29 protein-coding genes and 2 pseudogenes are annotated in these 25,670 nt (G+C 30.1%); 13 read left to right on the top strand and 18 right to left on the bottom strand.

The features are described from left to right. Positions 1 to 124 precede the first annotated feature (124 nt). Positions 125 to 333: pseudogene (locus tag AT682_RS09965) on the bottom strand (hypothetical protein). Between the two features lie 358 nt (positions 334 to 691). On the opposite strand from AT682_RS09965, the gene AT682_RS08680 reads away from it, so the two are divergent. From AT682_RS08680 to map, 6 genes are all read left to right on the top strand, one after another. After that, positions 692 to 874 (top strand): YjfB family protein, encoded by a 183-nt coding sequence (locus tag AT682_RS08680; RefSeq protein WP_002856010.1) that lies wholly within the window; start codon positions 692 to 694, stop codon positions 872 to 874. Between the two features lie 142 nt (positions 875 to 1,016). Beyond that, entirely contained in the window at positions 1,017 to 2,165 is a 1,149-nt protein-coding gene (gene nhaA / locus AT682_RS08675; protein ID WP_002855944.1) for a Na+/H+ antiporter NhaA, read from the top strand. Next, complete coding sequence (gene nhaA, locus AT682_RS08670; protein WP_002855804.1) at positions 2,162 to 3,331, top strand: Na+/H+ antiporter NhaA; 1,170 nt, start codon at positions 2,162 to 2,164, stop codon at positions 3,329 to 3,331. The genes nhaA (AT682_RS08675) and nhaA (AT682_RS08670) overlap by 4 nt, the downstream gene beginning before the upstream one ends. 8 nt (positions 3,332 to 3,339) lie before the next feature. Further along, positions 3,340 to 3,801 carry a C40 family peptidase gene (locus tag AT682_RS08665; protein ID WP_002883573.1) on the top strand — a complete coding sequence of 154 codons (462 nt, stop codon included), beginning with the start codon at positions 3,340 to 3,342 and terminating at the stop codon, positions 3,799 to 3,801. Between the two features lies 1 nt (position 3,802). Further along, entirely contained in the window at positions 3,803 to 4,546 is a 744-nt protein-coding gene (gene murI / locus AT682_RS08660) for a glutamate racemase (protein ID WP_002856245.1), read from the top strand. Between the two features lie 9 nt (positions 4,547 to 4,555). Beyond that, complete coding sequence (map, locus tag AT682_RS08655) at positions 4,556 to 5,314, top strand: type I methionyl aminopeptidase (protein ID WP_002856112.1); 759 nt, start codon at positions 4,556 to 4,558, stop codon at positions 5,312 to 5,314. Between the two features lie 371 nt (positions 5,315 to 5,685). On the opposite strand, the gene AT682_RS08650 is transcribed toward map, so the two are convergent. The 13 genes from AT682_RS08650 to dnaG all read right to left on the bottom strand — a co-directional run bounded on the left by AT682_RS08650 (position 5,686) and on the right by dnaG (position 17,700). Further along, positions 5,686 to 6,186: a flagellar FLiS export co-chaperone gene (locus AT682_RS08650; RefSeq protein ID WP_002855995.1), complete on the bottom strand. Its 501-nt coding sequence runs from the start codon at positions 6,184 to 6,186 to the stop codon at positions 5,686 to 5,688. Between the two features lie 55 nt (positions 6,187 to 6,241). Then, the gene (locus AT682_RS08645) at positions 6,242 to 6,841 is read right to left on the bottom strand and encodes an ABC-type transport auxiliary lipoprotein family protein (protein ID WP_002855883.1); all 600 of its coding nucleotides are present in this window, start codon (positions 6,839 to 6,841) and stop codon (positions 6,242 to 6,244) included. Beyond that, a complete protein-coding gene (locus tag AT682_RS08640; protein WP_002856572.1) occupies positions 6,841 to 7,731 on the bottom strand; it encodes an MlaD family protein in 891 nt (296 codons plus the stop codon). Before AT682_RS08640 ends, AT682_RS08645 begins: the two co-directional genes overlap by 1 nt. A 2-nt stretch (positions 7,732 to 7,733) precedes the next feature. Next, entirely contained in the window at positions 7,734 to 8,456 is a 723-nt protein-coding gene (gene iamA, locus AT682_RS08635; protein ID WP_016818306.1) for an ABC transporter ATP-binding protein, read from the bottom strand. Further along, a complete protein-coding gene (gene iamB / locus AT682_RS08630; RefSeq protein WP_002883131.1) occupies positions 8,457 to 9,566 on the bottom strand; it encodes an ABC transporter permease in 1,110 nt (369 codons plus the stop codon). A 1-nt stretch (position 9,567) separates the two neighbouring features. Continuing rightward, entirely contained in the window at positions 9,568 to 11,466 is a 1,899-nt protein-coding gene (gene tkt / locus AT682_RS08625; RefSeq protein ID WP_002883130.1) for a transketolase, read from the bottom strand. A 9-nt stretch (positions 11,467 to 11,475) separates the two neighbouring features. Beyond that, positions 11,476 to 12,321: a polyprenyl synthetase family protein gene (gene ispA / locus AT682_RS08620; protein ID WP_002883129.1), complete on the bottom strand. Its 846-nt coding sequence runs from the start codon at positions 12,319 to 12,321 to the stop codon at positions 11,476 to 11,478. Beyond that, entirely contained in the window at positions 12,318 to 13,412 is a 1,095-nt protein-coding gene (locus tag AT682_RS08615) for a DUF7488 domain-containing protein (RefSeq protein WP_002867547.1), read from the bottom strand. The genes ispA and AT682_RS08615 overlap by 4 nt, the downstream gene beginning before the upstream one ends. After that, positions 13,409 to 13,720 carry a YbaB/EbfC family nucleoid-associated protein gene (locus tag AT682_RS08610; RefSeq protein ID WP_002851172.1) on the bottom strand — a complete coding sequence of 104 codons (312 nt, stop codon included), beginning with the start codon at positions 13,718 to 13,720 and terminating at the stop codon, positions 13,409 to 13,411. Before AT682_RS08610 ends, AT682_RS08615 begins: the two co-directional genes overlap by 4 nt. A 3-nt stretch (positions 13,721 to 13,723) precedes the next feature. After that, complete coding sequence (murE, locus tag AT682_RS08605) at positions 13,724 to 15,007, bottom strand: UDP-N-acetylmuramoyl-L-alanyl-D-glutamate--2,6-diaminopimelate ligase (RefSeq protein WP_002856126.1); 1,284 nt, start codon at positions 15,005 to 15,007, stop codon at positions 13,724 to 13,726. Further along, positions 14,991 to 15,542, bottom strand: a complete 552-nt coding sequence (locus AT682_RS08600) for a hypothetical protein (protein ID WP_002855727.1) — start codon at positions 15,540 to 15,542, stop codon at positions 14,991 to 14,993. The genes murE and AT682_RS08600 overlap by 17 nt, the downstream gene beginning before the upstream one ends. Then, positions 15,529 to 15,801 (bottom strand): NifU family protein, encoded by a 273-nt coding sequence (locus tag AT682_RS08595; protein ID WP_002858971.1) that lies wholly within the window; start codon positions 15,799 to 15,801, stop codon positions 15,529 to 15,531. Before AT682_RS08595 ends, AT682_RS08600 begins: the two co-directional genes overlap by 14 nt. Before the next feature lie 81 nt (positions 15,802 to 15,882). After that, the gene (gene dnaG, locus AT682_RS08590) at positions 15,883 to 17,700 is read right to left on the bottom strand and encodes a DNA primase (RefSeq protein WP_002855881.1); all 1,818 of its coding nucleotides are present in this window, start codon (positions 17,698 to 17,700) and stop codon (positions 15,883 to 15,885) included. Between the two features lie 69 nt (positions 17,701 to 17,769). Between dnaG and AT682_RS08585 the strand changes: the two genes are divergently transcribed. From AT682_RS08585 to aroC, 4 genes are read left to right on the top strand one after another with little or no spacing between them, the layout of a single operon-like run. Then, entirely contained in the window at positions 17,770 to 18,756 is a 987-nt protein-coding gene (locus AT682_RS08585; RefSeq protein ID WP_002856468.1) for a CDC27 family protein, read from the top strand. Further along, positions 18,743 to 19,183, top strand: a complete 441-nt coding sequence (rnhA, locus tag AT682_RS08580; RefSeq protein ID WP_002851277.1) for a ribonuclease HI — start codon at positions 18,743 to 18,745, stop codon at positions 19,181 to 19,183. The genes AT682_RS08585 and rnhA overlap by 14 nt, the downstream gene beginning before the upstream one ends. Beyond that, on the top strand, positions 19,170 to 19,844 hold the full coding sequence (gene rnc, locus AT682_RS08575; protein WP_002862275.1) for a ribonuclease III: 675 nt from the start codon (positions 19,170 to 19,172) through the stop codon (positions 19,842 to 19,844). Before rnhA ends, rnc begins: the two co-directional genes overlap by 14 nt. Beyond that, positions 19,844 to 20,932 (top strand): chorismate synthase, encoded by a 1,089-nt coding sequence (gene aroC / locus AT682_RS08570; RefSeq protein ID WP_002883128.1) that lies wholly within the window; start codon positions 19,844 to 19,846, stop codon positions 20,930 to 20,932. Before rnc ends, aroC begins: the two co-directional genes overlap by 1 nt. 86 nt (positions 20,933 to 21,018) lie before the next feature. Here aroC and AT682_RS08565 read toward each other — a convergent pair whose 3' ends face one another. Further along, positions 21,019 to 22,002 carry an MnmA/TRMU family protein gene (locus tag AT682_RS08565; RefSeq protein WP_002883127.1) on the bottom strand — a complete coding sequence of 328 codons (984 nt, stop codon included), beginning with the start codon at positions 22,000 to 22,002 and terminating at the stop codon, positions 21,019 to 21,021. Between the two features lie 120 nt (positions 22,003 to 22,122). Here AT682_RS08565 and AT682_RS08560 point away from each other — a divergent pair, with 120 nt between their 5' ends. Next, positions 22,123 to 22,320 (top strand): hypothetical protein, encoded by a 198-nt coding sequence (locus AT682_RS08560; protein WP_002781938.1) that lies wholly within the window; start codon positions 22,123 to 22,125, stop codon positions 22,318 to 22,320. A gap of 53 nt (positions 22,321 to 22,373) precedes the next feature. After that, a complete protein-coding gene (locus AT682_RS08555) occupies positions 22,374 to 23,252 on the top strand; it encodes a hypothetical protein (RefSeq protein ID WP_002883125.1) in 879 nt (292 codons plus the stop codon). 12 nt (positions 23,253 to 23,264) lie between these two features. Here AT682_RS08555 and AT682_RS08550 read toward each other — a convergent pair whose 3' ends face one another. Genes AT682_RS08550 through exbB form a run of 3 tightly spaced genes read right to left on the bottom strand, consistent with a single transcriptional unit; the run spans position 23,265 to position 24,752 of the window. Next, positions 23,265 to 23,948: an energy transducer TonB gene (locus AT682_RS08550; protein WP_002883124.1), complete on the bottom strand. Its 684-nt coding sequence runs from the start codon at positions 23,946 to 23,948 to the stop codon at positions 23,265 to 23,267. Continuing rightward, positions 23,945 to 24,334, bottom strand: a complete 390-nt coding sequence (gene exbD / locus AT682_RS08545; RefSeq protein WP_002883123.1) for a TonB system transport protein ExbD — start codon at positions 24,332 to 24,334, stop codon at positions 23,945 to 23,947. Before exbD ends, AT682_RS08550 begins: the two co-directional genes overlap by 4 nt. Further along, positions 24,327 to 24,752 carry a TonB-system energizer ExbB gene (gene exbB, locus AT682_RS08540; RefSeq protein WP_002867555.1) on the bottom strand — a complete coding sequence of 142 codons (426 nt, stop codon included), beginning with the start codon at positions 24,750 to 24,752 and terminating at the stop codon, positions 24,327 to 24,329. The genes exbD and exbB overlap by 8 nt, the downstream gene beginning before the upstream one ends. 158 nt (positions 24,753 to 24,910) lie before the next feature. Here exbB and AT682_RS08535 point away from each other — a divergent pair. Next, positions 24,911 to 25,655: pseudogene (locus AT682_RS08535) on the top strand (DUF4261 domain-containing protein). Positions 25,656 to 25,670: the final 15 nt, after the last annotated feature.

Genomic DNA, 25,670 nt, shown 5'->3' with positions numbered 1-25,670 from the left:
TGCACTTTGGGATATTGTTTTTGTATTTTTAATTTTTCCTTTTTTGATGTTTTAAAAGCTTAATAAAAATCAAAAAATCATTTATTGTGTATTCTTCAAGGAGATGGTTATAGCATATTTTAGATTAAGCAGATATATCCAAAAGTTTATCTTTTTTATTGATATCTATGTTTGTAGAATCGCTATTGTCTTTATTTGCTTCTTTCTCAGCTTTAGCTTCTACTTTTTCTTTTTTTCTTGAAATTTTAAAGAAAAGTTTATAGTTTGCCTATTTACTTCACTTTTGCCAAAATTTGTGGTATCTATAACGCCACAAGGTGTCATCAGTATCATTTCATTAACCTCTTAGTTTGCAATGTTTACTAAACTTAAGATATTTTTTATTTTTTTCTTTAAGTTGTAATTTTTAGATTATATTATAAATCGTATAAATAAGATAAAACTTAAATTTATTGAAGTAAAATTTTATCTATTTCATTTGCTTCTAAAAGTATCAACCATTTATATTTTGCTTATTGTTTCATAGTGTAAAAATTTTTAAAATAGGATTTTATCTTAAAAATTTATGATTTTTAATTTCAGATATTGGCTTCCTTGAAAAATTTTAAAAAGTTTAGTAAAAAATATTAAGTTTTAAAAATATCATCCGATTTAAATAAAGTCTTAAGACTCAATCTAAAAGGAGGATGATATGGTTTCAGATGTTTCTATGGGTAATGCTAATTTAATGACTGCTGTTAATACTTCAGTTTTGAAAAAATCTATGGACACAAACGAGGCATTGATGAATGAACTCATCGAAGGTATGGAAGGTGTCTCTCAAGCCTCCGCTCCACAAGTTTCTAGCTCTAGTGGTTTGGATATTTACGCTTAAATATCTTAAGAACAAGCTTAAGAACTTTTTGGTATCTTGGGCTTGTTTTTTTAAATAATTATTTCTTTAGTATTTTTTCGTTATAATTTTGCCATTTTATTTATCGTATTAAATTTTTTATAATATTTATTTAGGAGCAAGGATGCAAATGATAAAGAAGATGGTTTTAAGTGAAACTTTCCCTGGTATTTTGCTTATATTTTTTACATTTTTAGCCTTATTATGTAAAAATTCTTCCTTAAGTGTTATTTATACAGATTTTTTTCATGCTAATTTTACAGTAGGATTTGATCATTTTCAAATTTCAAAATCGTTGGATTTATGGATAAATGATGGTTTGATAGCTATATTTTTTCTATGTATAGGGCTTGAGTTAAAATATGAAATTTTACGCGGACAGCTTAAAAATATAAGAGCTGTATCTTTACCTATATTTGGAGCTTTGGGGGGTATGATTACTCCTGCTTTAATTTTTGCTGCTATTAATTATTCCCATGATTTTGCTATGAAAGGTTGGGCAATACCTACAGCAACCGATATAGCTTTTGCAGTGGGTATTTTGATGCTTTTAGGAAATAAAATTCCTACAAGTTTAAAGCTTTTTTTACTTTCTTTAGCTATTTTTGATGATTTGGGTGCTATTGTTATTATTGCTTTATTTTATACAGATCAGCTTTCAGCTTTGGCGATTATTATTTGTTTGTTTTGTATATTTGCTCTGCTTTTGTTAAATTATTATCACATCACCCATCTTTCTTTGTATGTGTTAGTAGGTGTTGTATTGTGGATAGCTATGCTTAAAAGTGGAGTACATGCGACTTTGGCTGGTGTGATTATTTCTTTATTTATACCGCTTGATACAAAAAATAAAAAACCTTATTTGCATGAAGTTCTTAAGGATTTAAATCCTTGGGTGGTTTATTTTATCTTGCCTTTATTTGCTTTTGCTAATGCTGGGATTGATATCAGAGATATGCATCTTGGTTCGGTATTTTCGCCTGTAAGCCTTGGAATTATTCTAGGATTATTTTTAGGAAAGCAACTAGGTGTTTTTACTTTTTGTTTTATTGCTATCAAACTTAAGCTTGCAAAACTACCTGAAAATATTAAATATGGAAAATTTTATGGTATATGTATTTTAACAGGCATTGGTTTTACGATGAGTTTGTTTATTGATGGTTTGGCTTATAAAAATAGTGATATTTTTGAACATGCGGATAAACTTGCTATTTTAATAGCAAGTTTTTTAAGTGCCATTGTTGGTTTTATTTATCTTAAGATTGTTAAATGAATAATATAGTACATAAATTAAAAACTTTAGTTTTAAACGAGGCTTTTGGTGGTGTTTTACTTATAGTTTGTACTTTGCTTGCTTTGCTTGTGCAAAACGGGTCTTTTAGCGAACATTATCGAGAATTTCTAAATTTAAAAGTCGGATTTAGTGTAGGTGAATTTGAGCTTAACAAGCCTTTTTTACTTTGGATAAATGATGGGCTTATATCTATATTTTTCTTTGCTATAGGGCTTGAGCTTAAGAAGGAATTTTTGCATGGGGATTTTAAAAATCCTAAAAATATTGTTTTACCTTTTATGGCTGCTTTAGGGGGTATACTTATACCTGCGATGTTGTTTGCTTTGGTAAATATAGGAGATGCTTATACTTTAAAAGGTTGGGCTATACCTACAGCTACAGATACAGCGTTTGCCTTAGCGATTTTAATGATGTGTGGCAAGCATATTCCATCAAGTTTAAAAATTTTCTTACTTTCTTTGGCTATTTTTGATGATGTGGGTGCTATTTTAATTATAGCTATTTTTTATACGACAAAATTATCAATAGCTGCTTTTGTCGTTGCAGGAATTGCTATTTTGGCAATGCTTGTTTTAAATATTTTAGGAATAACAAGAAAGTCTTTTTATTTTATTTGCTCAGTTATTCTTTGGATTAGTGTTTTAAAAAGTGGTGTGCATGCAACTTTAGCTGGAATTATAACAGCATTTTTTATACCGATGCAAACTAAAAATGGAGAAGCATTTTTAGAAGAAATCTATGAAAGTCTAAAATTTTGGCTCGCTTTTGTTATCTTGCCTTTATTTGCTTTTGCTAACGCTGGGGTAAATTTATCCAATATCGATATAGGAGCAATTTTTTCAGGTGTAAGTATAGGTATTTTCTTGGGGCTTTTTGTGGGTAAACAAGTGGGTGTATTTTTGTTTTCTTATTTGGCAATTCGCTTTAAATTTGCAGCCTTGCCCCAAGGTTCAAATTTGAAACAACTTTATGGGGTTTGTATACTTACAGGTATTGGTTTTACAATGAGTTTGTTTATCGATGGCTTGGCGTATGAAGTTAGCGATATTTTTAATTATGCAGATAATTTAGCTATTCTCATAGCTTCATTTTGTTCTGGGATTTGGGGTTTTATTTATCTTAAATTCTTTGCTGCTCGATCTTAAGGGGATTGATGAGGCATATTTTTTTCATCATCACGATTATATTCTTTATAAGCGGATGTAGTTTTTATCAGAATTTAAACTATACTCGTCCAATTTATAATACAAATAAAGAAACAAAACTTAAGACTATAGCACATGAATGGAAAAAAACTCCTTATGTTTTAGGTGGAACTACTAAAAAAGGTGCTGATTGTTCAGGATTTACACAGAGTGCATTAGCTCAGCTTAATATACGCATACCTCGCACCACAAAAACTCAATTAGGTTCTGGGAGAAAAGTTTCTAAATCAAAATTGCAAACAGGAGATTTGGTATTTTTTAAGACAGGTAGAGGGCCAAATGGTATGCATGTTGGTATTTATATGAGCAAGGGAAAATTTATACATTTATCTACTAAAGGTGGAGTAAAAGAAGTCGAGCTAAATAGTTCTTATTGGAAGGCTCGTTATATAGGAGCAAGAAGGTATTAAAGTGAAAATAGGTGTATTTGATAGCGGGGTAGGGGGGCTTAGCGTTTTAAAATCTCTTTATGAAGCTAGACTTTTTGATGAAATTATCTATTATGGAGATACCGCAAGAGTTCCTTATGGAGTAAAAGATAAAGATACTATTATAAAGTTCTGTCTTGAAGCATTGGAATTTTTTGAACAATTTCAAATTGATATGCTTATCATTGCATGTAATACCGCTAGTGCTTATGCTTTAGATGCTTTAAGGACAAAAGCACATTTTCCAGTATATGGTGTAATTGATGCAGGGGTTGAAGCAACGATAAAAGCTTTGCATGATAAAAATAAAGAAATTTTAGTCATTGCGACAAAAGCAACCATTAAATCCGAAGAATACCAAAAGCGTTTGTTATCTCAAGGATATACAAATATAAATGCTTTAGCTACAGGGCTTTTTGTGCCTATGGTTGAAGAAGGTATTTTTGAAGGAGATTTTTTGCAAAGTGCTATGGAGTATTATTTTAAAAATATCACAACTCCAGATGCTTTGATACTCGCTTGCACTCATTTCCCTTTACTAGGTCGTTCTTTAAGTAAGTATTTTGGCGATAAAACAAAATTAATTCATTCAGGAGATGCCATAGTTGAATTTCTTAAAGAAAGAGAAAATATAGATTTGAAAAATCATAAAGCAAAATTACATTTTTATGCTTCAAGCGATGTTGAATCTTTAAAAAATACTGCTAAAATTTGGCTAAATTTATAAGGAAATAAAATGATAGAATTGAAAAAACCAGATGAAATAGAAAAATTAAGAATAGCAAATCAAATTGTAGCAAAAACTTTAAATTTTTTAGAGAATGAAATTAAAATAGGAATGAGCTTAAAACAAATTGATAAAATGGCAGAAGATTATATTTTAAGCCTTGGTGCCAAGCCATCATTTAAGGGACTTTATGGTTTTCCAGGTGCCATTTGCACATCTTTAAATCAAGTTTGTATCCATGGAATTCCAGATGATAAAATTATCAAAGAGGGTGATATTTTAGGTCTTGATGTGGGAAGTTTGATTGATGGGTATTATGGGGATGCAGCAAGAACTATTGCTATAGGAGAAGTTTCACCCACTGATAAAGCTTTAATCTCTTGTGCTAAAGATGCGTTATATCATGCTATAGATATTATTCATGATGGAATGCGTTTTAAGGAACTTTCAGCTGCTTTAGGCGAATTTATCCATGCAAGAGGTTTTGTCCCGCTTCGTGGATATTGCGGGCATGGTATAGGACGAAAGCCCCATGGAGAGCCTGAAATTTTAAACTATTTAGAAAAAGGTGCGAGTGCAAAAAGTGGCCCTAAAATTAAAAATGGAATGGTGTTTTGCATAGAGCCTATGATATGCCAAAAAGATGGAACACCAAAGCATTATAATGGAAAATGGGATGCTGGAAGTATTGATGGGCTGAATGCGGCTCATTATGAACATTGTGTTGCCGTGATTAATGGGCGTGCTGAAATTCTTTCTATGATATGATATTAAATTATAAAAATAATATTTTTTTCTTAAAATCCTAAAAATTTAAAATTTTTTAAATAATATTGTAGTAATATTCTTTAATAATTTAAGTTACTAAATGATATTTTTATAGCAGATTAAGTGTTTTTAGAATAAAATGTCACATCGTATTAAACTAAAACATAAATATGGTTTATATAATTTAATAAAAATTGTTAAATTATCTAAATATTTATTTTGGTTTAAAGAGATCTTTTAAGATCTCTTTTGGGTTAGGCTATTTCCCTCCCCTTTTTATTCGTAGCCTAACTCTCTTTTAAGAGTTTGGAAAATCTCTTTAAGCTAAAATATATTATATTTGCTTAAAGAGAACAAACGATTACTATTTCTTATTTAAATAAATTTTTAAAATCCATTGTAGAGTTATAAATTCCAGTATTATCTATAGTTTCGCCCATGGTGATTGCGGTTGCTAACTCTGATAGAATGATTTTTATTTCATCTCTTTTATCTTGTATATAGGCCAATACACCTTCGTAATTACTTGTTTGAAGAATTAAAAGTGGATTAGCAATTTCAAATTCAAAAAGTTTTTTACCAACATAAACATTGAAAATATTTCCAAAAAGAGCTGTTCCCATGAAAGAGCAGTTTTGTATAAGTTGTGATGCTGTGGCATCAAGAGTTCTTTTTTGCATATCATCTGAATTTTCATCTATTCTTTCTAGAATGCTTTTTTCTATTTTTTTTAAAGACATATCAAGCACTTGAAGCGCTCCTATAAAATCATTTGCATCATTGATTTGAGAGCAAATTTGATTTGCTTTAAATTCATTCACGCCTTGAATTTCACCTAAGTGTTTTTTAAATATATCTAAATCACTTTTCATTGTTTACCTTTCAAAAATATTGCTAAATATTTAAAAAGCAAAAAGTGTTCCTAAATTAGGATAAGTTAGAATTTACCCAAAAAACAATCTCATTGCCAATTTTATTCAAGGCTTTTTGAAAAGCATTATAAGTAGAGTGGATGTCTTTTTTTTCTATTTTTTCTTTAGTATTGAAAATTTTATGAGCTATTATTTGATTGTTTTCAAGATTTATGAAATTTACGCTTATAGAAATTTGAGCGTAGTTTTCATTGTTATTAAGAATTTGCTCAAAAGAGTTAATCCTGCTTTCAAGAGCATAATCCGCACTTAAAGAGCTTGTTGAAGAAAGTAGGGTTGTAAAAATATTGCTTTGTTCAAATTTTGACAAAATTAAAAAAGAATAAAGATTGCTTGGTAAATCTCCCCAGAAATAATGTGCGTATTTGTTGCTAAAACCATTATCTATATAAACAATAGCTCGCGAGTTTAAATACAAAGGTGCATTTGCATTGCGAATTTTAAGAATTTTACCGGTTTTTTTAAAAAAAATATTTGAATCTATTCCTTCATCTTTTAATATGATATTTTCATTTTTGTTGATGGTTTCGTGTCTTAAAGAGCATCCGCATAACATAAAAATAAAAGTCAAAATACAGAATAATTGCTTTAGCATTATTTTTCTCCTGGTCCTAGTTTAGGTTTGGTTTCTTTAAAAATCAAATCAGCAGGGCTGTTTTGTAAATTTTCTATTAGAATATTGCTTTCAATTAAAACTCGTTTAAAAAGCTCTAAATTTTGCATCAAAGATGCTTTAATATCATCATAAGTGTTTAATTTTTCATCAGCTTTTTTTATGAAATTTTTTAAAATCATCGTACTTTCTTTTATGTCTTTAAGACTGGAGTTGAAATTTTGCGCACTAAGGCTTATATTATCAGCCATTTTTCCTATTTTTAAACTTGCGTTTGAAAGATTAAGGCTTAAATTTTTAGAATTAGCGTTTAAATTTGCACTTAATTCTGCTAGATTTTGCAAAAGGATTTCTAGATTTTTAAGATTTTTTTCGCTTAAAAGTTCTTTTGATTTATCATCGGCCGTTTTAACTAAAGAAAAAATATGTTCACTTTGTCTATCTATAGTTGCTAAAAAACTTTCTTTAAAAGGAATGACTGGAAGTTTTCCCTGTATAGATACTAAATCTTTGCTATTTTTACTTCCGCCTTGAAGTTGGACAAATTTAAGTCCTGTGATACCTTGAAGTTGCAAAGTAGCAAAAGTATCTTCTTTTATAGGGGTGTTATTTTTGACCTTGATGCGTATGTTAACGCCGAGTTCATCTTGATTGTAAATGCTGATTTCTTCTACGCTACCTACTTCCACGCCCAAAAGCCTTACGGGTGCTTTTATGCCAAGTCCTGCAACGGATTCTTGTGTGTGAATTTCATAATACTTAAAACTTTCTTCTTTAGAGTATCCACCAAGCCAAAGTATGAAACCAAGGCTTGCAAAAAATACTCCAAAAACAAAAAGTCCTACAAAAAAATAATTTGCTCTATTTTCCACTTTTACTCCATAAATCTTTTAAAAAGTCGTTCATTTTGCAGGCGTAATTCTTCATAAGTGCCGCAAAATCCAACTTTTTTATTTTCTAAAATGATAAAACGATCGAGTAAATTTTTCATACTTTCTTTATCATGTGTAACCAAAATGATATTTAAATCAAAACTTTTTTTTAACTCTAAAACCAAATCGTCAAATTCACGACTACTATGAGGGTCAAGTCCTGAAGTAGGTTCATCTAAAAAAAGCAATTTACTATCAAGTGCTAAAGCTCTAGCAATTGCCACTCTTTTTTGCATACCGCCACTAAGTTCACTTGGAAATTGTTTTAAAACACTTTCGTTTAAGCCTACCATTTTTAGCTTCATTAAAACCAGTTCTTGTATGCTATTTTCATCTAAATGAGTGTATTCTTTTAAAGGAATGGCGATATTTTCATAAACATTAAAAAAGCTAAAAAGTGCAGCAAACTGAAAAACCACACCCCATTTTTTACGCAAAGCAAGTGCATCTTCTTCGTTGATATTTTTAAGTTTATAGCCTAAAATTTCATATTCTCCACCATCAAAATGTTCAAGCATAAGCATTTGTTTTAAAAGGACGGATTTTCCACTTCCACTACCTCCTAAAATACCAAAAATTTCATTTTTTTTGATTTCAAAACTTACGCCATCATGGACAATTTTTTCTCCAAATTTTGTAATGATATTTTGCGCTTTAACAACCATTTAAATTCCTGCAGAAGTTAAAACAACAGAGAATAAAGCATCAAAAGCTATCACCCAAAAAATAGCATTTACAACGCTTTTTGTTGTATAAATTCCTATGCTTTGTGTAGTGTTTTTTACCTCAAAACCACGAAAACAAGCAATAAGTCCTATTAAAAATCCAAAAATAGGTGCTTTTGCAAGTCCTATAAAGATATGTTTTATATCGACAGCTTCTCTAAAGCGTCTTAAAAATTCGACAAAAGAAATATCAAGATTTAATTTTGCAATCATCATTCCGCCTATAATACTGATTGCATCGCTAATGGCAACGATTAAAGGCATGGCCACTACCAAAGCCATGACACGTGGAATAATAATAAATTCAAAAGAACGAAAACCCATAGTATTCATAGCTGCAATTTCATCAGTAATTTTCATCACTCCAATTTGTGCGGTATAAGAACTTGCACTTCTTCCCGCGATTACTATGGCAGCGATTAAAGGTGCAAGTTCTCTAGTGGCTGAAATTCCCATCAAATCCACTATGAAAATATTGGCTCCAAATTGTGCGAGTTGATAAGCAGCCTGATAGGCTAAAACCACTCCTACTAAAAGAGCGGTTAAAATAACTATAGGCAAAGCTTTAAAAGCAGAATTTTCTATATGATATAAAAAAGCAATAAAGCGAAAATTTTTAGGATTTTTAAGGCATAAAAAAAGACTTGTGAAAAAAACTCCTGTGAAATTGATGAATTTTCTTAAAATTTTTAAAAGTTCTAAACTTAATTTTCCAAGATCGATAAAGTATTCACTGAAATTTTTATGTGATTTTTTTGTTTTGCTTAGTCTTTGGTAGTTTTTTTCACAAAGTTCAAAAAGGGTTTGAAAGCGTGAATTTAAGCCTTCTTTGGTGATTTTAATATTTTTATCTTTAAGGTCGTTTTCCAAAGCAAGGAAAAATCTCACTCCAGCGGTATCGATTGCTTTTAGATCTTTAAAATCAAAAATCACTTCCTTGCTTTGAATCAAAGCTAAAAAATCTTTTATTTTTAACTTATAAATGTTTGTTTTATCCCAAATTCCAAAGATGAAAAGAGTGTTATTTTGAAATTTGAAATTTGTATTCATTTTATTTGCTAAGGATAAAATTTACAAGCTTTGAAACGCTAAATCCAAAGTGTTCAAATACATCTTTGTCTTTGCCACTTTCTCCAAAACTTTCTATGCCATACACTTTATGGCAAAATTTATAAAGTTCATTAGAATGTGCTGCTTCAACACCTATAACTTCACCTTTTAACAATCTTTCTTGATAAGCTTTATCTTGTTTTTCAAAAAATTCAAAACAAGGCATGGAAACAACATTACAAGCAAAACCTTGTTTTTCAAGTTCATTTGCACTTTCTAGACAAAGCCAAACTTCACTTCCACTTGCTAAAAGTGTAAATTTAGCATCTTTGCTTTCTTTAAGTAAATACGCTCCATTTTTTACATCTCCAAAAACAGGTTCATTTAGAGCTTTGAGTTTTTGGCGTGAAAGCACAAAAGCACTCGGAATATCAGCATTTAGAGCTATTTGCCAAGCTTTGACATTTTCTACTCCATCAGCAGGTCTAAAGGTTAAAAAATTTGGCATAGCTCTAAAAGTGCTAAGTTGTTCTATAGGCTGGTGTGTTGGCCCATCTTCGCCCACGCCTATACTATCGTGCGTGAAAATGAAAAAATGTTTGATTTTCATTAAGGCTGCTATTCTTGCGGCAGGTTTTAAGTACTCGCTAAAGATGAAAAAAGTTGCCGAAAATGGTAAGAAAATTCCATATCTTGCAAAAGCATTGTTAATCGCTGCCATAGCGTGTTCTCTGATACCAAAATGGATATTTTTACCTTCTACAAAGTCTCCCATGCCGTGAAGTTCTGTTTTGTTTGAAGGGCCTAAATCTGCACTTCCACCTAAAAATCCTTCTAAATTTTTAGCTAAAACATTTAAAATTTCACCATTACTATCTCTTGTAGCAAGATCTTTTCCTTTAAAATCAGGATAAGCTATCTTGCTAAAATCGGGATTTAATAGCCTTTCTAAAAGTTCTTTTTTACCACTTTTTTCAAGCTTATCTTTCCATTTTGTTTCTTCTAAATCCCCAAGTTCTACAGCACTTTCAAAGCGGATTTTGCTTGCTTGTGGGATATGAAAACTGATATTTGGATCAAAACTTGCTTGTTCTTTAGCTTTTTTAATCACTTCTTCACCCAAAGGTGCACCATGGCTTTTATGACTGCCTTCAAGCTCTCCTGCACCCTTTGCTATAGTTGTTTTTGCGATGATAAGACAAGGTTTTGTGGATTTTTTAGCTTGTTCTAAGGCTTTATTAATTTCTTCATAATCGTGTCCATTTATACTTAAAACTTCAAATCCTTGTGCTTCAAAACGCATTTTTACATTTTCGTTAAAGGCTAAACCTACATCGCCTTCTATGGAGATATCGTTGCTATCATAAATAAGTATGAAATTATCAAGTTTGTGAAGTCCTGCTAAAGAACAAGCTTCATAAGAAATGCCTTCTTGCAAATCTCCATCTCCGCAAAGACAATAAATTTTATGATCGATTAAATCACTACCTAGTAAATTTTGTGCTTTTTTTGCCGCCATAGCAAAGCCTACAGCATTGGCAACGCCTTGTCCTAAAGGGCCTGTAGCAATCTCTACTCCAAGAGTTGAAATTTCAGGGTGTCCTGGGGTTTTAGAATGAAGTTGGCGGAAATTTTTAAGATCTTCTAGGCTTAAATCATAGCCACTTAAATGTAAAAAACTATAAAGTAAAGCACTTGCATGTCCACCTGAAAATACAAGTCTATCACGGTTTAGCCAAGTTGGATTTTTGGGATTGTGTTTTAAATGATAACTTAAAACACTTAAAATATCTGCTAAGCCCAAAGGTGCACCTGGGTGTCCTGAGTTTGCTTTTTGCACCATATCGGCACTTAAAAATCTTAGAGTATTTGCCTGTTCTTGTAAAATTTGAATGTCCATTTTTTGCCTTTATAAGTATTGAATTATTAAATTTTGTATCATTTGTGCGAGTTTTTCATTAAGTTTTTCTAAATCTTGTTCGCATTCACTAAGAAGATTTTCTTTTGTTTTTATGGCTTGTTCAAGTCCAAGCAAATTGACAAAAGAATTTTTATGAATATCGTTATTAGTAGGCTTTCCGCTTTGTTCTTGACTTGTAGTTACATCGATAATATCATCATTGATTTGAAAAATCAGTCCTAGTTTTAAACCAAGTTTGTAAATTTGATTGCTTTCTTCGTTGTTAAGTTCGCAAATTTCACAACCCATTTTTAAAGCTGCAGCGATCAATTTTGCGGTTTTATGTGTGTGTAAAAACTCAAGTTCATTTAAACTCAGTCTTTTGTCTTCAAAAAAACAATCAATAGCTTGTCCTATAACCATTCCATTAAGTCCTGCATTAAAGGCAAGGGTTTTGATGAGTTTGATTTTGATTTCATCTTTTAAATGAGCATGACTTAGAACTAAAAAAGCTTCAGTATTTAAAGCATCGCCAACTAAGATGGCTGTAGTTTCATCGTAGCTTTTGTGTAAGGTTGGAATTCCTCGTCTAAAATCCGCATTATCCATAGCGGGTAAATCATCGTGTATGAGTGAATAAGTATGGATAAATTCCAAAGCTAAAGCCACATCTAAAGCTTGATTTAAAAGTTCAGGTTTATTGCTTTGTACTACGCTTAAAAGCAATTGTGCACGAAAATGCTTTCCTCCCGCTTTTAGCATAAGGGCTAAAGCTTCATTAAAAAAAGGATGAAAGCTTTCAACTTTAGGTAGATTTTTTTCTAAGTGATGGATAAAAAGTTCTTTTAAATTCACTTAGTAAGCCTTATGAAAAATTGAAATTTACCATCGCCACCTGAGTTGGCATTTCCGCCTAGTTCATTGTTGAAATTTGATAAAGGTAATTTAGTACTTTTGCGTTCAATTAAGATGCTAAAGTCATTACCAGCACTTAAAATATTTTGTAATTCTTTAAAATTATTTAAAATAATATTATTAACGCGTAAAATTTTATCTCCTACCATAAATCCTGCATTTGATGCTTTTGATTTTGGATCTATTTTGGTTACAACAAGACTAGTATTAACCGTTAAACCAAGATTGCTTGTGAAATTTGTAATTTTTGGTTTTGGTTTAGAATCAGGAAGGTTAAATTTGCTCAAATCTTTTGCAAAAACTTCAGTAGAAATATTTAAATCCATATTATCACGCAACACTTGAAAATAAAGAGTGCTTCCGCGATCTGCAAAAAGAATTTTTTCATTGAGTTTTCTTAAATCATTGGCGGGCAAGCCATCAACACTTATAACTTGATCGTTGATTAAAAATTGTGGATTTTTTCTTACATTGTTAACATAAATTTTATTTTCTCGAATAACAAAATCAACGCCAATATCCCCCCAATAAACATCGTTATATTTCATAAAATGTTTTAAATAGCGATTGCCTATAAAAGAGCTATTATTTAAAGCAATCCCCATCATTTCACAGCACGGAGTCCCTAAAAGTCCTATTTTAGAATTAAAATCAAGTTGATCTTTTTCATCAATATTTTGAGCTAAATACTTAATATGTCCTATATAGGGTTTATTAGGATCCCAAATTCCAACCCAATCATTACGAGTAAGTTTTTCTTCATCACCCATAGGAGTAGGGATTAGGCTAAAGTCAGTTCTTACAAGGTATAAATTTAAAAATGGATCGTATTTTACATATTTGTTAAGCTTAGTATTAGGCTGTTTTAACACAGCAAGTAAATTTTCACTGAGTGCAAAAGCTGGCATTCCTTCATAGTTAAGCATGCTTGCCTTATTTCTTTCATAACCTGCTAAAAAATCTTCAAATTTAGGTCTTTCTATACCAAAAGACAAAGTAAAAAGCATACAAATAATTAAAATTTTTTTCATAATTTCATACCTCCAAAACCGCCTAAAACATCATTCGCCATACTTGAGCGATTTTGCGCAACCATAGCCAAAACATCATTAATTGCAGAAATAAGTAAAATTTGCAAGGATTCTTTATCTTCAAGTAAAGAATCATCAATGCTAACATCGATAATCTCGCCTTTTCCATTAGCGCTTACTTTAACAAGTCCTGCTCCACTTTTGGCGCTAAATTCACGATTTGCAAGTTCTAGTTCTATATTTTTTGCTTTTTCTTGAACTTGATTTAAAAGTTCACCCATTTTAGAAAAATCCATATTTTCAAACATTGATTATCCTTGATTTTTTAAAATTTCATTAACAACTACTTTATCACTAAAAGGATATTTTATCCCTTTAATTTCTTGAGTAGTTTCATCACCTTTGCCTAAAATAACGACTAAATCGTCATTTTCTTTTAGTTCTAAAGCTTTTTTTATGGCTTCTTTTCTATCTTCTATCGTTAAAACTTTTTCTTTTTTAGCAAAGCCTGATAAAATTTCTTCCATGATGGTTTTTGGTTCTTCGCTGCGTGGATTATCACTTGTAATGATAGCAATTTTTGCAAAATGTTCGACGATTTTTCCCATTAAAGGGCGTTTGGTTTTATCTCTATCTCCACCTGCTCCAAAAACAACGATGAGTTTTTTATTTTTAAGAGTGTCAAGTACTTTTTCAATGCCATCAGGCGTATGAGCAAAATCCACGATCACACCTTTTGCTACTTGTTCTACTCTACCACAAACCCCGCCAAATTCACTGATAGCTTTTTCCAAGTCTTTTAAATCAGGCTTTACGAGTTCATTCACACAAGCACTAGCAACTAGAAGATTGTAAAGATTAAAAAGTCCTAGTAAGGGCGAGTCTATGTGAAAAGTTTGATTTTTATTTGTTACAATAGCACTAATGCCTTCTTCTAAAGAATAAGCTTTGATTTGATATAAAGCAGGATTTTCTATGCCGTAAGTAAAAGCGTTACGCACATTAAATTTAATAGCCAAAGCATCTTTGTTGATAAATTTTAAGCTCTCATCTGTAAAAAAAAGCTCTTTTGCTTCTTTGTAATTTTCAAAAGTACCGTGAAAATCTAAATGATCTTGAGTGATATTGGTAAAAATTTTAGCAACAAATTTTAAGCCTTCGATGCGGTTTTGAACGAGTGCGTGTGAGCTTACTTCCATGATGAAAAAATCACATTTTTTTTGAGTGGCTATTTGTAGATACTCTAAGGTTTTAAGAATAGGGGAGGTGGTTAAGGATTTTTCATCAATTTGTTCATCGTTGATAAAAGCTCCTCTTGTTCCGCAAAGCCCACACTTATAACCTAAATCCAATAAGATAGAATAAATCGCTGCTGCGGTTGTGGTTTTGCCATTGGTTCCTGTGATTCCTATGATTTGAATCTTTTCATCGATTTTTAAAAGTTTTTTACACTCATTTACATCAATGATTTTTGCACCTTTTTCTAAGGCTTGAGCCTGAAATTTAGCATTTTGTGTGGTTTGTAAAAAAAAGCATTCTTTTTCACACTCTAAGGTATTATCTGTAATGAATGAATTTTCAAGTTTTAATTTCACTTTTAAATCCTATGAGTTTTTCTTGGAGTTTGATAAATCTATCATTTGCCCAAAAATGAGGCATAACATTTTCTATATAATTTAAAGTCATATCTTTATAGCCATTATCAAGTAATTTTTCCAAAAAATCTAAAAAATCATCACGATTATCAATAACTAATTTAGTGCTATTAATGATATTTTCAAAACTTTTTTGAAAGCCAAGTTCTTCTTCGCTTTTTAAAAAATCTTGATAATTTAGCGCATGCCCATCTTCAAATTCGTTTTCCTGTTTGTTTTCTTGTTTTTTAAATTCAATTGTACTTAAAATTTCTTCTAAGTCTTTATCAATGCTAGAGATTTTGTAATGTTCTATATAAAAATCAAAAAGTAAAGAAGCTTCTTTAGGAGATTTTAAAGCAAGATCACAAAGGCAGATAAAATTTAGCAAGCGTTTATTTTTGCGTTTTTCATAAGCCATAGAAAAATACATTTTTGCAGTTTTAAAATCTTTCTTGTAAAAATGTTCAATTCCAAGTTTTTTATAATTTTGCAAATTCGTCTGCTCCGCCGTTTAAATTGATTATAGTGATTTCCGGATGAATATCGATCTTAAGTTGCCTTTCAAGACCGTATTTTAGCGTTGTTCCACTCGATGCACAGCCTTTACAAGCTCCTATTAAATGGACATAAACGATTCCATTTTTAATTCCTAAAAATTCAAGCCCTCCGCCATCACGTTCAAGCATAGGCAAGCTCTTTTCTAAACTTGCTTTAACAGGATTTATAAGCTCTTCATCACTAAAAGGCATCATAATTTATCCTTAAAAATTTTTATATACTTTAGCGTGATTGTGTTTAAAAAAAGGTAAATTAAGGCTTGAAATTTAAATAAATTAAAAAGGTTCGTCATTATTTTGTATGCTAAATCCTAAATCATAAGCTGTAAAGTTTTTGTTACCAAAAATTCCATTTAAGTTTCTAAATGATTGTTGCAGAATTTCTTCGTTTTTTTCATATTTTAAGAAGCTTAAATATTCTTTTAAAAAATTATTTAATTCTTCGGTATTTAAATTTTTAATTAAAAGATTTAAATTTTTATCAATAAGCGTAAAAAGTTGTTTTTTTAATGCGAGTGTAGAATTTTTAATTTTTACATTGTTTAAAAAAGCTAAATTAACCTTGCAAATACCTAACAAGAATTCGCTATAGTTTAAATTTTTTCGAATATTTTTATTTTCAAATTCTCTAATATCACTATCTTCATAACCTTTTTTTTCTAAAATTTTATCCAATAAAATCTTATGCTTAAAACAAACACTATCACTAATTTGCTTAAAATCGTTACATATATCTGGATGCTGTTTTAAAAAAGCTATAAGTTCTAATTCTGCAATGTGAATTTTTTCTTTAGGAAAATTGTATTTATTTTGAGAAATTAAAGGGGTTTGTATGGTTTTTTTTGAATTTTGTGATAAGACAATAAATTTTTCATCCACTTTTAATAAATTTGAAACTAGACTAGTGTAAGAATTTGCCACTAAAGGTTCAAGATTAAAGGTAAATTTTTGTATAGTTTCTAAAGCTTTTTGTTTGTCAAGAGCAGAAATTATGGAATGAGTGGATATTAAGCGTCTGATATAAAATTCACCAAGCTCTATTCCTTCATCGAGTATATTATGGAGTTTTGCGCTTTCATTTTTTGCTACGAGCTCAGCAGGATCTTTTCCGCCTTGTAAAATTGCCACTTTACCGTCTATTTTGTTTGTGCTTAATAAAAATGCAGATCGTGTCGCAGCTTTTAACCCTGCCTCATCATTGTCAAAACATAAAATCACTTTTGCATCATAACGGCGGATTAAGGGTAGATGATGTTCGGTTAATGCTGTTCCAAGAACTGCTACAGCATTATTAAATCCTGCTTTGTGAAAAGCTATTGCATCCATGTAGCCTTCACATACTATTATTTCTTTTTTTTTGGCTATATTTTCTTTAGCGATGTTAAAAGCATAAAAAATTCTACTTTTATCAAAAAGTATATTTTGGGGTGAATTTACATACTTTGCCGGTGCATTGGGATTTAAAGTGCGCCCTCCAAACCCTACCAATAAGTCTTTATGATCGTAGATTGGAAAGGTGATACGCCATATAAAACTTGCGTAAAATTCATTATTTTCATCTTTTTTTAAAGCTCCAACACTCATAGCATCTTCTAAAGGAATTTTTTGATTTTGCAATAATCTTATACTATCTTCACTTGCTCCTGCAAAACCTAATTCGAATTTGGCTATATCTTTGTCATTTAAAGCTCTTTGGTAAAGATAGGTTAAAATTTCTTTGTGGTGTTTGAGATTATCTTTAAAATACGCATTTAAGCTTGGTAGTATAGACTTTAGCTCTTTTTTGTTTTCTTGTTTTTCTTTTGTATAACTCAAAGTAAAATTACTAAGGCTTGCAACTTTTTCAACTGCATCGGCAAAACTTAATTTTTCATAATCCATTACAAATTTAAAAGCATCTCCACCAGCTTTGCAAGCAAAACAATGATAAAAACCTTTGGTAGGATTGATATGCATAGACGGGTTTTTATCTGCATGAAAAGGACAGATACATACAAAACTAGAGCCTTGTTTTTTTACTTCAATATAATTTTCTATAATATCAACAATATTAAGTCTTTGGGATAAATTTTCTATACTTTCTTTAGTTATCATTTTACAAACCTTGTTAAAATTATACAAAGATTTGGCTATAATTTGGCATAAAATTTTTAGAGCGAGACCATGGATTTTTTCTTTGTAGAATACAGAGACCCTTTAGTAGGGCTTATAATTTTAACTATTTTAGTATTTATTGTAGCTGTTGCAAATTATATTTGGAAAATATTTGCTAGCAAAGATGAAGAACAAAAGCTTGAAAAATTTATAAAAAAATTTGAAATGGATAATGCTCATAAAGAGTTGTTAAGAAATAGTAGCTTGAGTTTTGGAAATTTAAGTTTTTTGGCTGAAATTTTTACTAAAAGCGGGGAATTTGAAAAAGCAACTCAAATTTATTTGATTGCTCTTGAAAAATGTAAAGATAAACAAGAAAGAGAATTTATTTTCCTTTCTTTAGCAAAAGTTTATTTTAAAGCAGGATTTTTAGAGCGTGCAAAAGAAGTTTTATTACAAGCTTTAAAACTGCGTCCAAGAAATATACAAGCCTTAAAACTTTTAAAAATTGTTTATTTAAAACTTCGTTCTTATAAAGAAAATTTAGAACTTTTAGAATGTCTTTTTGAGCTTAATGAAGATGTACAAAAAGAACATGATTTTATCAAAGCTTTAGAACTTTGTACTTTTAATATCACTGATGAAGAAAAAAAGAAAAAACTTTTAGAATTTAAAATAGAAGATAATCCTATGTTAGGGCGTTTAGTTTTTGAAAAATATCATATGTTTTTAGGGCAAAATTTTTTTGATATTTGTGATTTGCTTTATAGAGAAAATGAAGCGTTTAATTTAGAAAATCAAGATTTTTTAGAATTCTTTTATGCTTTGGGTAAAATTTCAAAGCATGATGATACGCATCAGTTTGTTTTTAAAAATTCTAATTTTAAAATGTTAAAAATTTTAAAAGATAATTCTTTTAATGCGGGGTTAGAATTTTCATACCGTTGTTCTGAGTGTAAAAATGTTATGCCTTTGTTTTTTTATCACTGTCCTGTTTGTTATGAGTTTAATACTTGTAAAATTATTTATGAAGTGAAAAACAATGAAACACATTGAAATTTATACAGATGGTTCATGTCTTAATAATCCAGGTTTTGGCGGATGGGCTTATATTTTGCGTTATAAGGAGTATCAAAAGGAAGGTTTTGGAGCTGAGGCTAATACCACTAACAATAGAATGGAGCTAATGGCAATTATTGAATCTTTGAAGGCTTTAAAAGAGCCTTGTGAAATTTCGCTTTTTACAGATTCTAACCTAATGGTTCAAAGTATTAATGAATGGCTAGAAGGATGGATAAAAAAGGATTTTAAAGGTAAAAAAAATATAGATTTATGGAAGGAATATATTAAAGTGGCAAAATCTCATAAGATTAAGGCTTTTTGGGTAAAAGCACATAATGGACATTTGGAAAATGAAAGATGTGATACATTGGCACGTGAAGCTGCTTTGAAAATTGCAAGGGAAAATGATGAAAAACATTGAAAAACTAGAGCAGAGTTTAACTTATGAATTTAAAGATAAAAATCTTCTTATACATGCTTTAACCCATAAAAGTTTTAAAAAATCTTACAACAACGAACGCTTGGAATTTTTAGGTGATGCTGTGCTTGATTTAGTTGTGGGTGAATACCTTTTTCATAAATTCGCTAAAGATGCCGAAGGAGATTTATCTAAGCTTAGAGCGGCTTTAGTGAATGAAAAGTCTTTTGCAAAAATTGCAAATAGTTTAAATTTGGGTGATTTTATTTTTATGAGTGTTGCTGAGGAAAACAATGGAGGAAAAGAAAAGCCTTCTATACTTTCAGATGCGTTAGAAGCCATTATAGGTGCTATACATTTAGAAGCTGGGTTTGAGTTTGCAAAAACTATTGCTTTAAGACTTATAGAAAAAAATTTCCCTCAAATTGATGCAAAAATTCTTATAAAAGATTATAAAACAAAATTACAAGAGATTACACAGGGAAAAATCGGACAAACTCCGCAGTATGAAACAGTGCGTGCTTTTGGTCCTGATCATTTAAAGCAATTTGAAATCGCTTTAATGCTTGATGGTAAAGAACTTGCAAGAGCTATTGCGGGAAGCAAAAAAGAAGCACAGCAAATGGCAGCAAAAATTGCACTTGAGAAATTAGGAGCTTTATAGTGAATACCTTTGGTACGAGATTGAAATTTACAAGTTTTGGTGAGTCTCATGGTGTGGCTGTTGGATGTATTATTGATGGAATGCCTGCTGGGGTTAAATTTGATGAAGAATTTTTGCAAAATGAGCTTGATAAACGCAAAGGCGGAAGTAAATTTGCAACACCAAGAAAAGAAAGCGATAAAGCTCAGGTTTTAAGCGGGGTTTTTGAAGGATATACAACGGGTCATCCCATAGCTATAGTAGTTTTTAATGAAAATGCTCATTCTAAAGATTATGATAATTTAAAAGATCTATTTCGTCCTGCTCATGCGGATTTTACTTATTTTTATAAATATGGCATAAGAGATCATAGGGGTGGGGGTAGATCAAGTGCTAGGGAAAGTGTTGCTAAAGTGGCTGGTGGTGCAGTTGCAGCGATGCTTTTGCGTGAATTTGATATTTGTGTTCAAAGTGGTGTTTTTGGAGTAGGAACTTTTGTATCAAATTTGAAAGAAGAAGAATTTGATTTTGAATTTGCTAAGAAAAGTGAAATTTTTTGCCTTGATCCAAAACTAGAAAGTGACTTTAAAAATGAAATTTTAAATGCTAGAAATTCAAAAGATAGTGTAGGCGCTGCTGTTTTTACAAAAGTTAGCGGTATGCTTGTGGGACTTGGAGAAGTTCTTTATGATAAGCTAGACTCTAAATTAGCTCATGCTTTAATGGGAGTTAATGCTGTTAAAGCAGTTGAAATAGGCGAAGGTATTAATGCAAGCAAAATGCGCGGATCGTGTAATAATGATGCTTTAAAAGATGGCAAGTTTTTAAGCAATCATAGCGGAGGAATTTTAGGAGGAATTTCAAATGGAGAAAATCTTATTTTAAAAACTTATTTTAAACCTACTCCTTCTATTTTTGCTAAGCAAGAAAGTATAGATAAATTTGGCAATAATTTGGAATTTGAACTCAAAGGTAGGCATGATCCTTGTGTAGGTGTTAGAGGAAGTGTTGTAGCTAGTGCTATGGTGCGTTTAGTTGTGGCTGATTGTCTGCTTTTAAATACGAGTGCGAATTTAAACAATTTAAAAAATGCTTATGGATTAAAATAAAAAAAGCCCATTTTCATGGGCCTTAGTTGCAATATTTTGAAAAGATTCAAATACTATATCGCTTGTTTTGCTAAATACTTTATACTTTAACTAATAAAAAATTGATTAATATCAGCCTTATTTTCAAAAGCTATACTTGTATAAGCTTGATTTTTAAATTTAAGTTCATAGCTTTTTCCTACTTCGTGTTTAGTATAGGCAAGGGCTATTTTTAAGGCAAGTTCTAAGTCTTTTTCTGAAATTTTTTCATCTACCAAAGAGTAAGCTCCGATTAAATCTCCAAGTTCTATTACTTCATATTTAGGAGTTTTTAAACCTTTTAAAAGAGTATTTTCAAGTTCATTTCTACCTATGATCATTTTAGCTCCATTGGGTAATCTTAAATGACGACCATATTTTAAAAGTTGTGCGTCATTAACCTGCATATCTTTGTCAAATTCTATAAAATCTCGAATTTTTTTAGCAAAACTATCAAGAGTTAGCAAACAACCTCCACCTGGGCTTTCAAAGTCTTCTAAGCCAAATTTAGCTGCAAGTTCAAGTTGTCTTTTACGACTTCTTCCACTAATACCTTCGAGTTTTTCTCTATCTACCCAACCTTCTCTTTCAGGTTTGGTTAGAGGTAGGTTTTTTGCACACATAGGACGCAAGATCAGATCTTCTTCATCAAGAGCAAGTTTTTTAACCTTTGCCATCGCATCACTTCTTTGACTCATAGGGCGTTGTCCTAAAACTTCTCCTGTGATGATAAAACTTGCATTTTCTTCTTTTAACATAGCAAGAGCAGTTTTAAACATAAAAGCATGACAATCTATACAAGGATTAAAATGTTTGCCATAGCCATATTGTGGATTAAAAAGCACTTCTTGAAGATAGGAATTTCTTACATCTATCATTTCAAAATCTGCACCTACCATTGCCGCACGCTTTTTCATGATTTCGCTTTTATCACTTGTGCTTCCAAAACCTATGTTGATATTTAGAGCTTTAACTTCTATGCCTTGTGCAGTGATGAGTTTCATTGCAAGCATACTATCAAGCCCACCGCTAAAAAGAGCTAATGCTTTCATTTATGTTCCTTTTTTAAAAAATAATTTTGTTAGTATAAATAAATTTGATTTTTTTGCCGATATCAAATTTGTAATTGTATCAAATAATTTTAAGATTACAATTATTTTTGAAGGTTTACTATGAGAAAATTACTCTCTGTTGCACTAGTTGCTTGCTTTATTGGTTCTTTTGCTTATGGCAAAACTGAGAATAATAAAAGCCCACAAGTTAGAAGTTCTTGCGTTGATTATGAAATAAGATTGAAACGATGCAATTCTTTGCCTACTCAATATCAAAGACAAATGTGTCGTTTGGGCTTATTTGCAGCTTGTAAATAAAATAAACAAGTCCAAGTTAAATGCTTGGGCTTTAAAATTTCTAAGGAGTTATTATGGATAAATTAACAATCAATGATTTTAATGTTTCTTTACCAAGTTCTCAAAATGTTACAAATCGTAAAGAAATTTTAGAATTAAAAAAAGAAGAGAAAGATAAAATTCCCGTGCAAGATCTTTCGAGTTTAAATAGCGATGGTGTTAAGGTTGTTTTTGAAAATAAGCAAGGTGAACTTATAGCTTTAAATTTAAGTGATGAAAATTATAGTAGTTTACAAAAAAATTTCGGTTCTTATACGAATTATGTTGCTAGAAATGATGGTAGTATAAGGCTTAATGGCGAAGCAAATCAATTTGTTTCAAATTGGTTTGAAAGTGTAAAAGATAATTTTGGTTCTTTAAATTCAAATTTAAATAATAAACAACAAAGTGTAAAATTAAATTTTAATACAAGTACCCTTCAACAAAGTATGCAAAATTTAGGCTTTAAAACAAGCGATGAAAAAATATCTGATGATGCAAATATAGAAGAAAAATTAAATTTTTTTATTGATAAAGATGTAAATAAAGATGGTAAAGTTGATGATAGTGATGTTAAAGAACCTAGCATGAGAGAAATTTTAAGCGACATTAAAGAAGCATCAGGTGGTGGAGCTAATGCTATGAAAACCATAGATCCGCAAAAAATCAATAAAAAAGATGATAAGGAAAATAATATCAAAGAAAAAGAAGACGAAGATTTGCTTCAAAAAGCTCAAGAAAAAGGTTTAAGTGCTTTAAGTGCTGATGAGCAGGCAAAGCTTGAGGCTAGCAATCCTGAAGAATTTGAAAAACTGAAGCAAAAATCTTTGCAAGAATTAAGTCAGAATTTAAGTAAAGATTTTCAAAATAAAATTGAAAATCAAGAAGCACAAATTGTAGATAAGAGAGTGTAGCAAATTATAATTTTATCCTCTTAGGGTTTTAAAATCATATATAATAGGTAGTGTAATTCTTAAATCCCCATTATACTGTGGAAAATTTAAAGAAGCTTTTCTTATGCTTTCTAAAGCACTTTTATCTAATAAATCATATCCTGAGCTTTCGATGATTTTTAAATCTGCTAAAGTTTTGTTTTCTTTCCATAAAAATTCTACTTTTACAGTTCCTTGCATACGCATTTTTTTTGCTTGCCTTGGATAAAATTGTGCTTGTCGTATAGCTTTTTGGATTTCTTTTAATACAGGGTGATTATCTTTTCCTTGTGTTAATTGAGTGATCTTAGGTTTGACATTTGTATCAGTTGTTTTTGCAAAAGTTTTAACTTCTTGAGTTGGTGCTATTGGGGTTTTATTTGGTATTGGGTGTGGAGGTATTTTTTTTACCTTTTTTTGAATTTTTTCAGGAGTTTTTTTAATAACTTTTGGCTGAGGTTTTGGTTTGATAGGTTCTATAATGGATTCTGTTGGTTTAGTCTCATTTGTTGGATTAGTTTGGGTAAATTGTTTTATTGCTAAAGAAAAAGAATCTTCATTTTTAATTTCCATTTTAAAAAAGTCATTTGAGTGAAAAATGACAAAAAGTAAAGGTATAAAGACTATAAAAGTTATATAAGAAGCTTGGTATTTATGATTTAAAAATAAAGTTTTCATTTGTTTTTCTCAGCAAGAATCTGAAAATTTTCATGTTCTTTGGCTTTTAAAAAATCTATAATTTTTACAAAGCTTTCAAATTTAGCATTTTTATCGCTTTTTAGTTCTACTATAGTTTTTTTATCAAGTGAAAAAATAGCATTTTGAACTTCATTTAAATCAGCTAATTTATCATTTAAATAAAAAGTATTTTTTTCGTCTATGGTTATAAGAAGTTTTTTTTCATTATTGTTTATATTGGTAGCATTTTCACTTGAAGGAAGTGAGATTTGAATTTTTCCATGCGCAATAAAGGTTGAAATACTAAGCACTATAGCAAGCAAAACAAGCATAATATCTATAAATGGAACTATATTCAAACCTTCATTTTTTGGTAGTTTAAGCATTTTTATTTGCCTTATAAGCATTGCTTAAGAGAGAAACTCTTCTAAGTAAGGCATTATAAGCCATTAAAGCAGGAATAGCAACCAAAAGTCCTAAGGCTGTAGCTTTAAGAGCTAAAGAAAGTCCCACGACTATGGATTTGACATCTATATTGCCCGCCAAGCCCATTTCGTAAAATGTAACCATAATGCCTATTACAGTGCCTAAAAGTCCTATATAAGGGGCATTGGAATAGATGATATATATAGTGGTTAAATTTTCACTAATCGCATCATCAAATTGCTCTTGATTCTCATAATTTTTAAAGTTAATTTTTCTAAAAAATAGCATTCTTTCTACGACACACCAAAAAGCTATAAATGCCATAATTCCTAGAATTAAAAAGATAATTAAATCGATGTAATCTTTTAGAAATTCCACATTTTTCTCCAAAAATATACTTATAAATTTTAAAAAATTATACTATATAAAAAATAAATTTATAATTAATATCAATTATCATAATTTTTAAGAAATTCTTGTTTATAGTTTTTATTTTTATTAGGTTATAATTTATAAAAATTTAAATAGGATTTAACATGACTATAGATTTAAATCACAATTTTACCTCTTTTGTTCTTCTTGATGAAGTTGATTTTAATTTTTCGGAGTTAAAAAGCATTTTAGAAGATAAATTTAATATAAAAATAGCTGATGAAAATTTTACCAAAGAGGGAGTGATTTTTTCATATGAAAATATGTTGATTACTCTAAATTTGATTAAAAATCCTATACCTAATCACGAAGCAGAATACTATGCAAATTTTAATTTTATGTGGAAAGATGCCTTAGAGCAAACTAAAAAACATAAAGCTCATCTTCTTATAGCGGTGCTAAGTCAAGATCAAAGCAAATTAGAACAAGCTAAAATGTTTACGAAAATTGCAGCTTTATGTTTGGATAATAAACATGCTTTAGGTTTTTATACAGGTGCAGTTGTTTTAGAGCCCAGTTTTTATATAGAAAATGCAAAAATGTTAGATGATAATTGCTTGCCGGTATATAATTGGATAATATGTTAGTGTTTATCCTAGTGAAAATGGAGTTAATGCTTATACTTATGGGCTTAGAAATTTTGATAAATTAGAACTTGAAGTTTGTGATTTAAACATAGAAGAAAAAGAACTTTTCTTTTGTATTTATGATATTGTTTTGCATATTTTAACTTATGATATTAATCTAAAAGATAAAGATATTTTAAAATTTGAAGATGGAAAAGAAATAAAATTTATAAAAAGTCAAGGTATAAGTGTTGAGAATGAAAGCTTGAAAATTATTTTTTAAGTTTCACATTCACTT

Source organism: Campylobacter jejuni, assembly GCF_001457695.1.
GTDB lineage: Bacteria > Campylobacterota > Campylobacteria > Campylobacterales > Campylobacteraceae > Campylobacter_D > Campylobacter_D jejuni.
The sequence above is the reverse complement of the archived record's forward strand: the minus strand, read 5'-3'. Positions and strand labels throughout refer to the sequence as shown.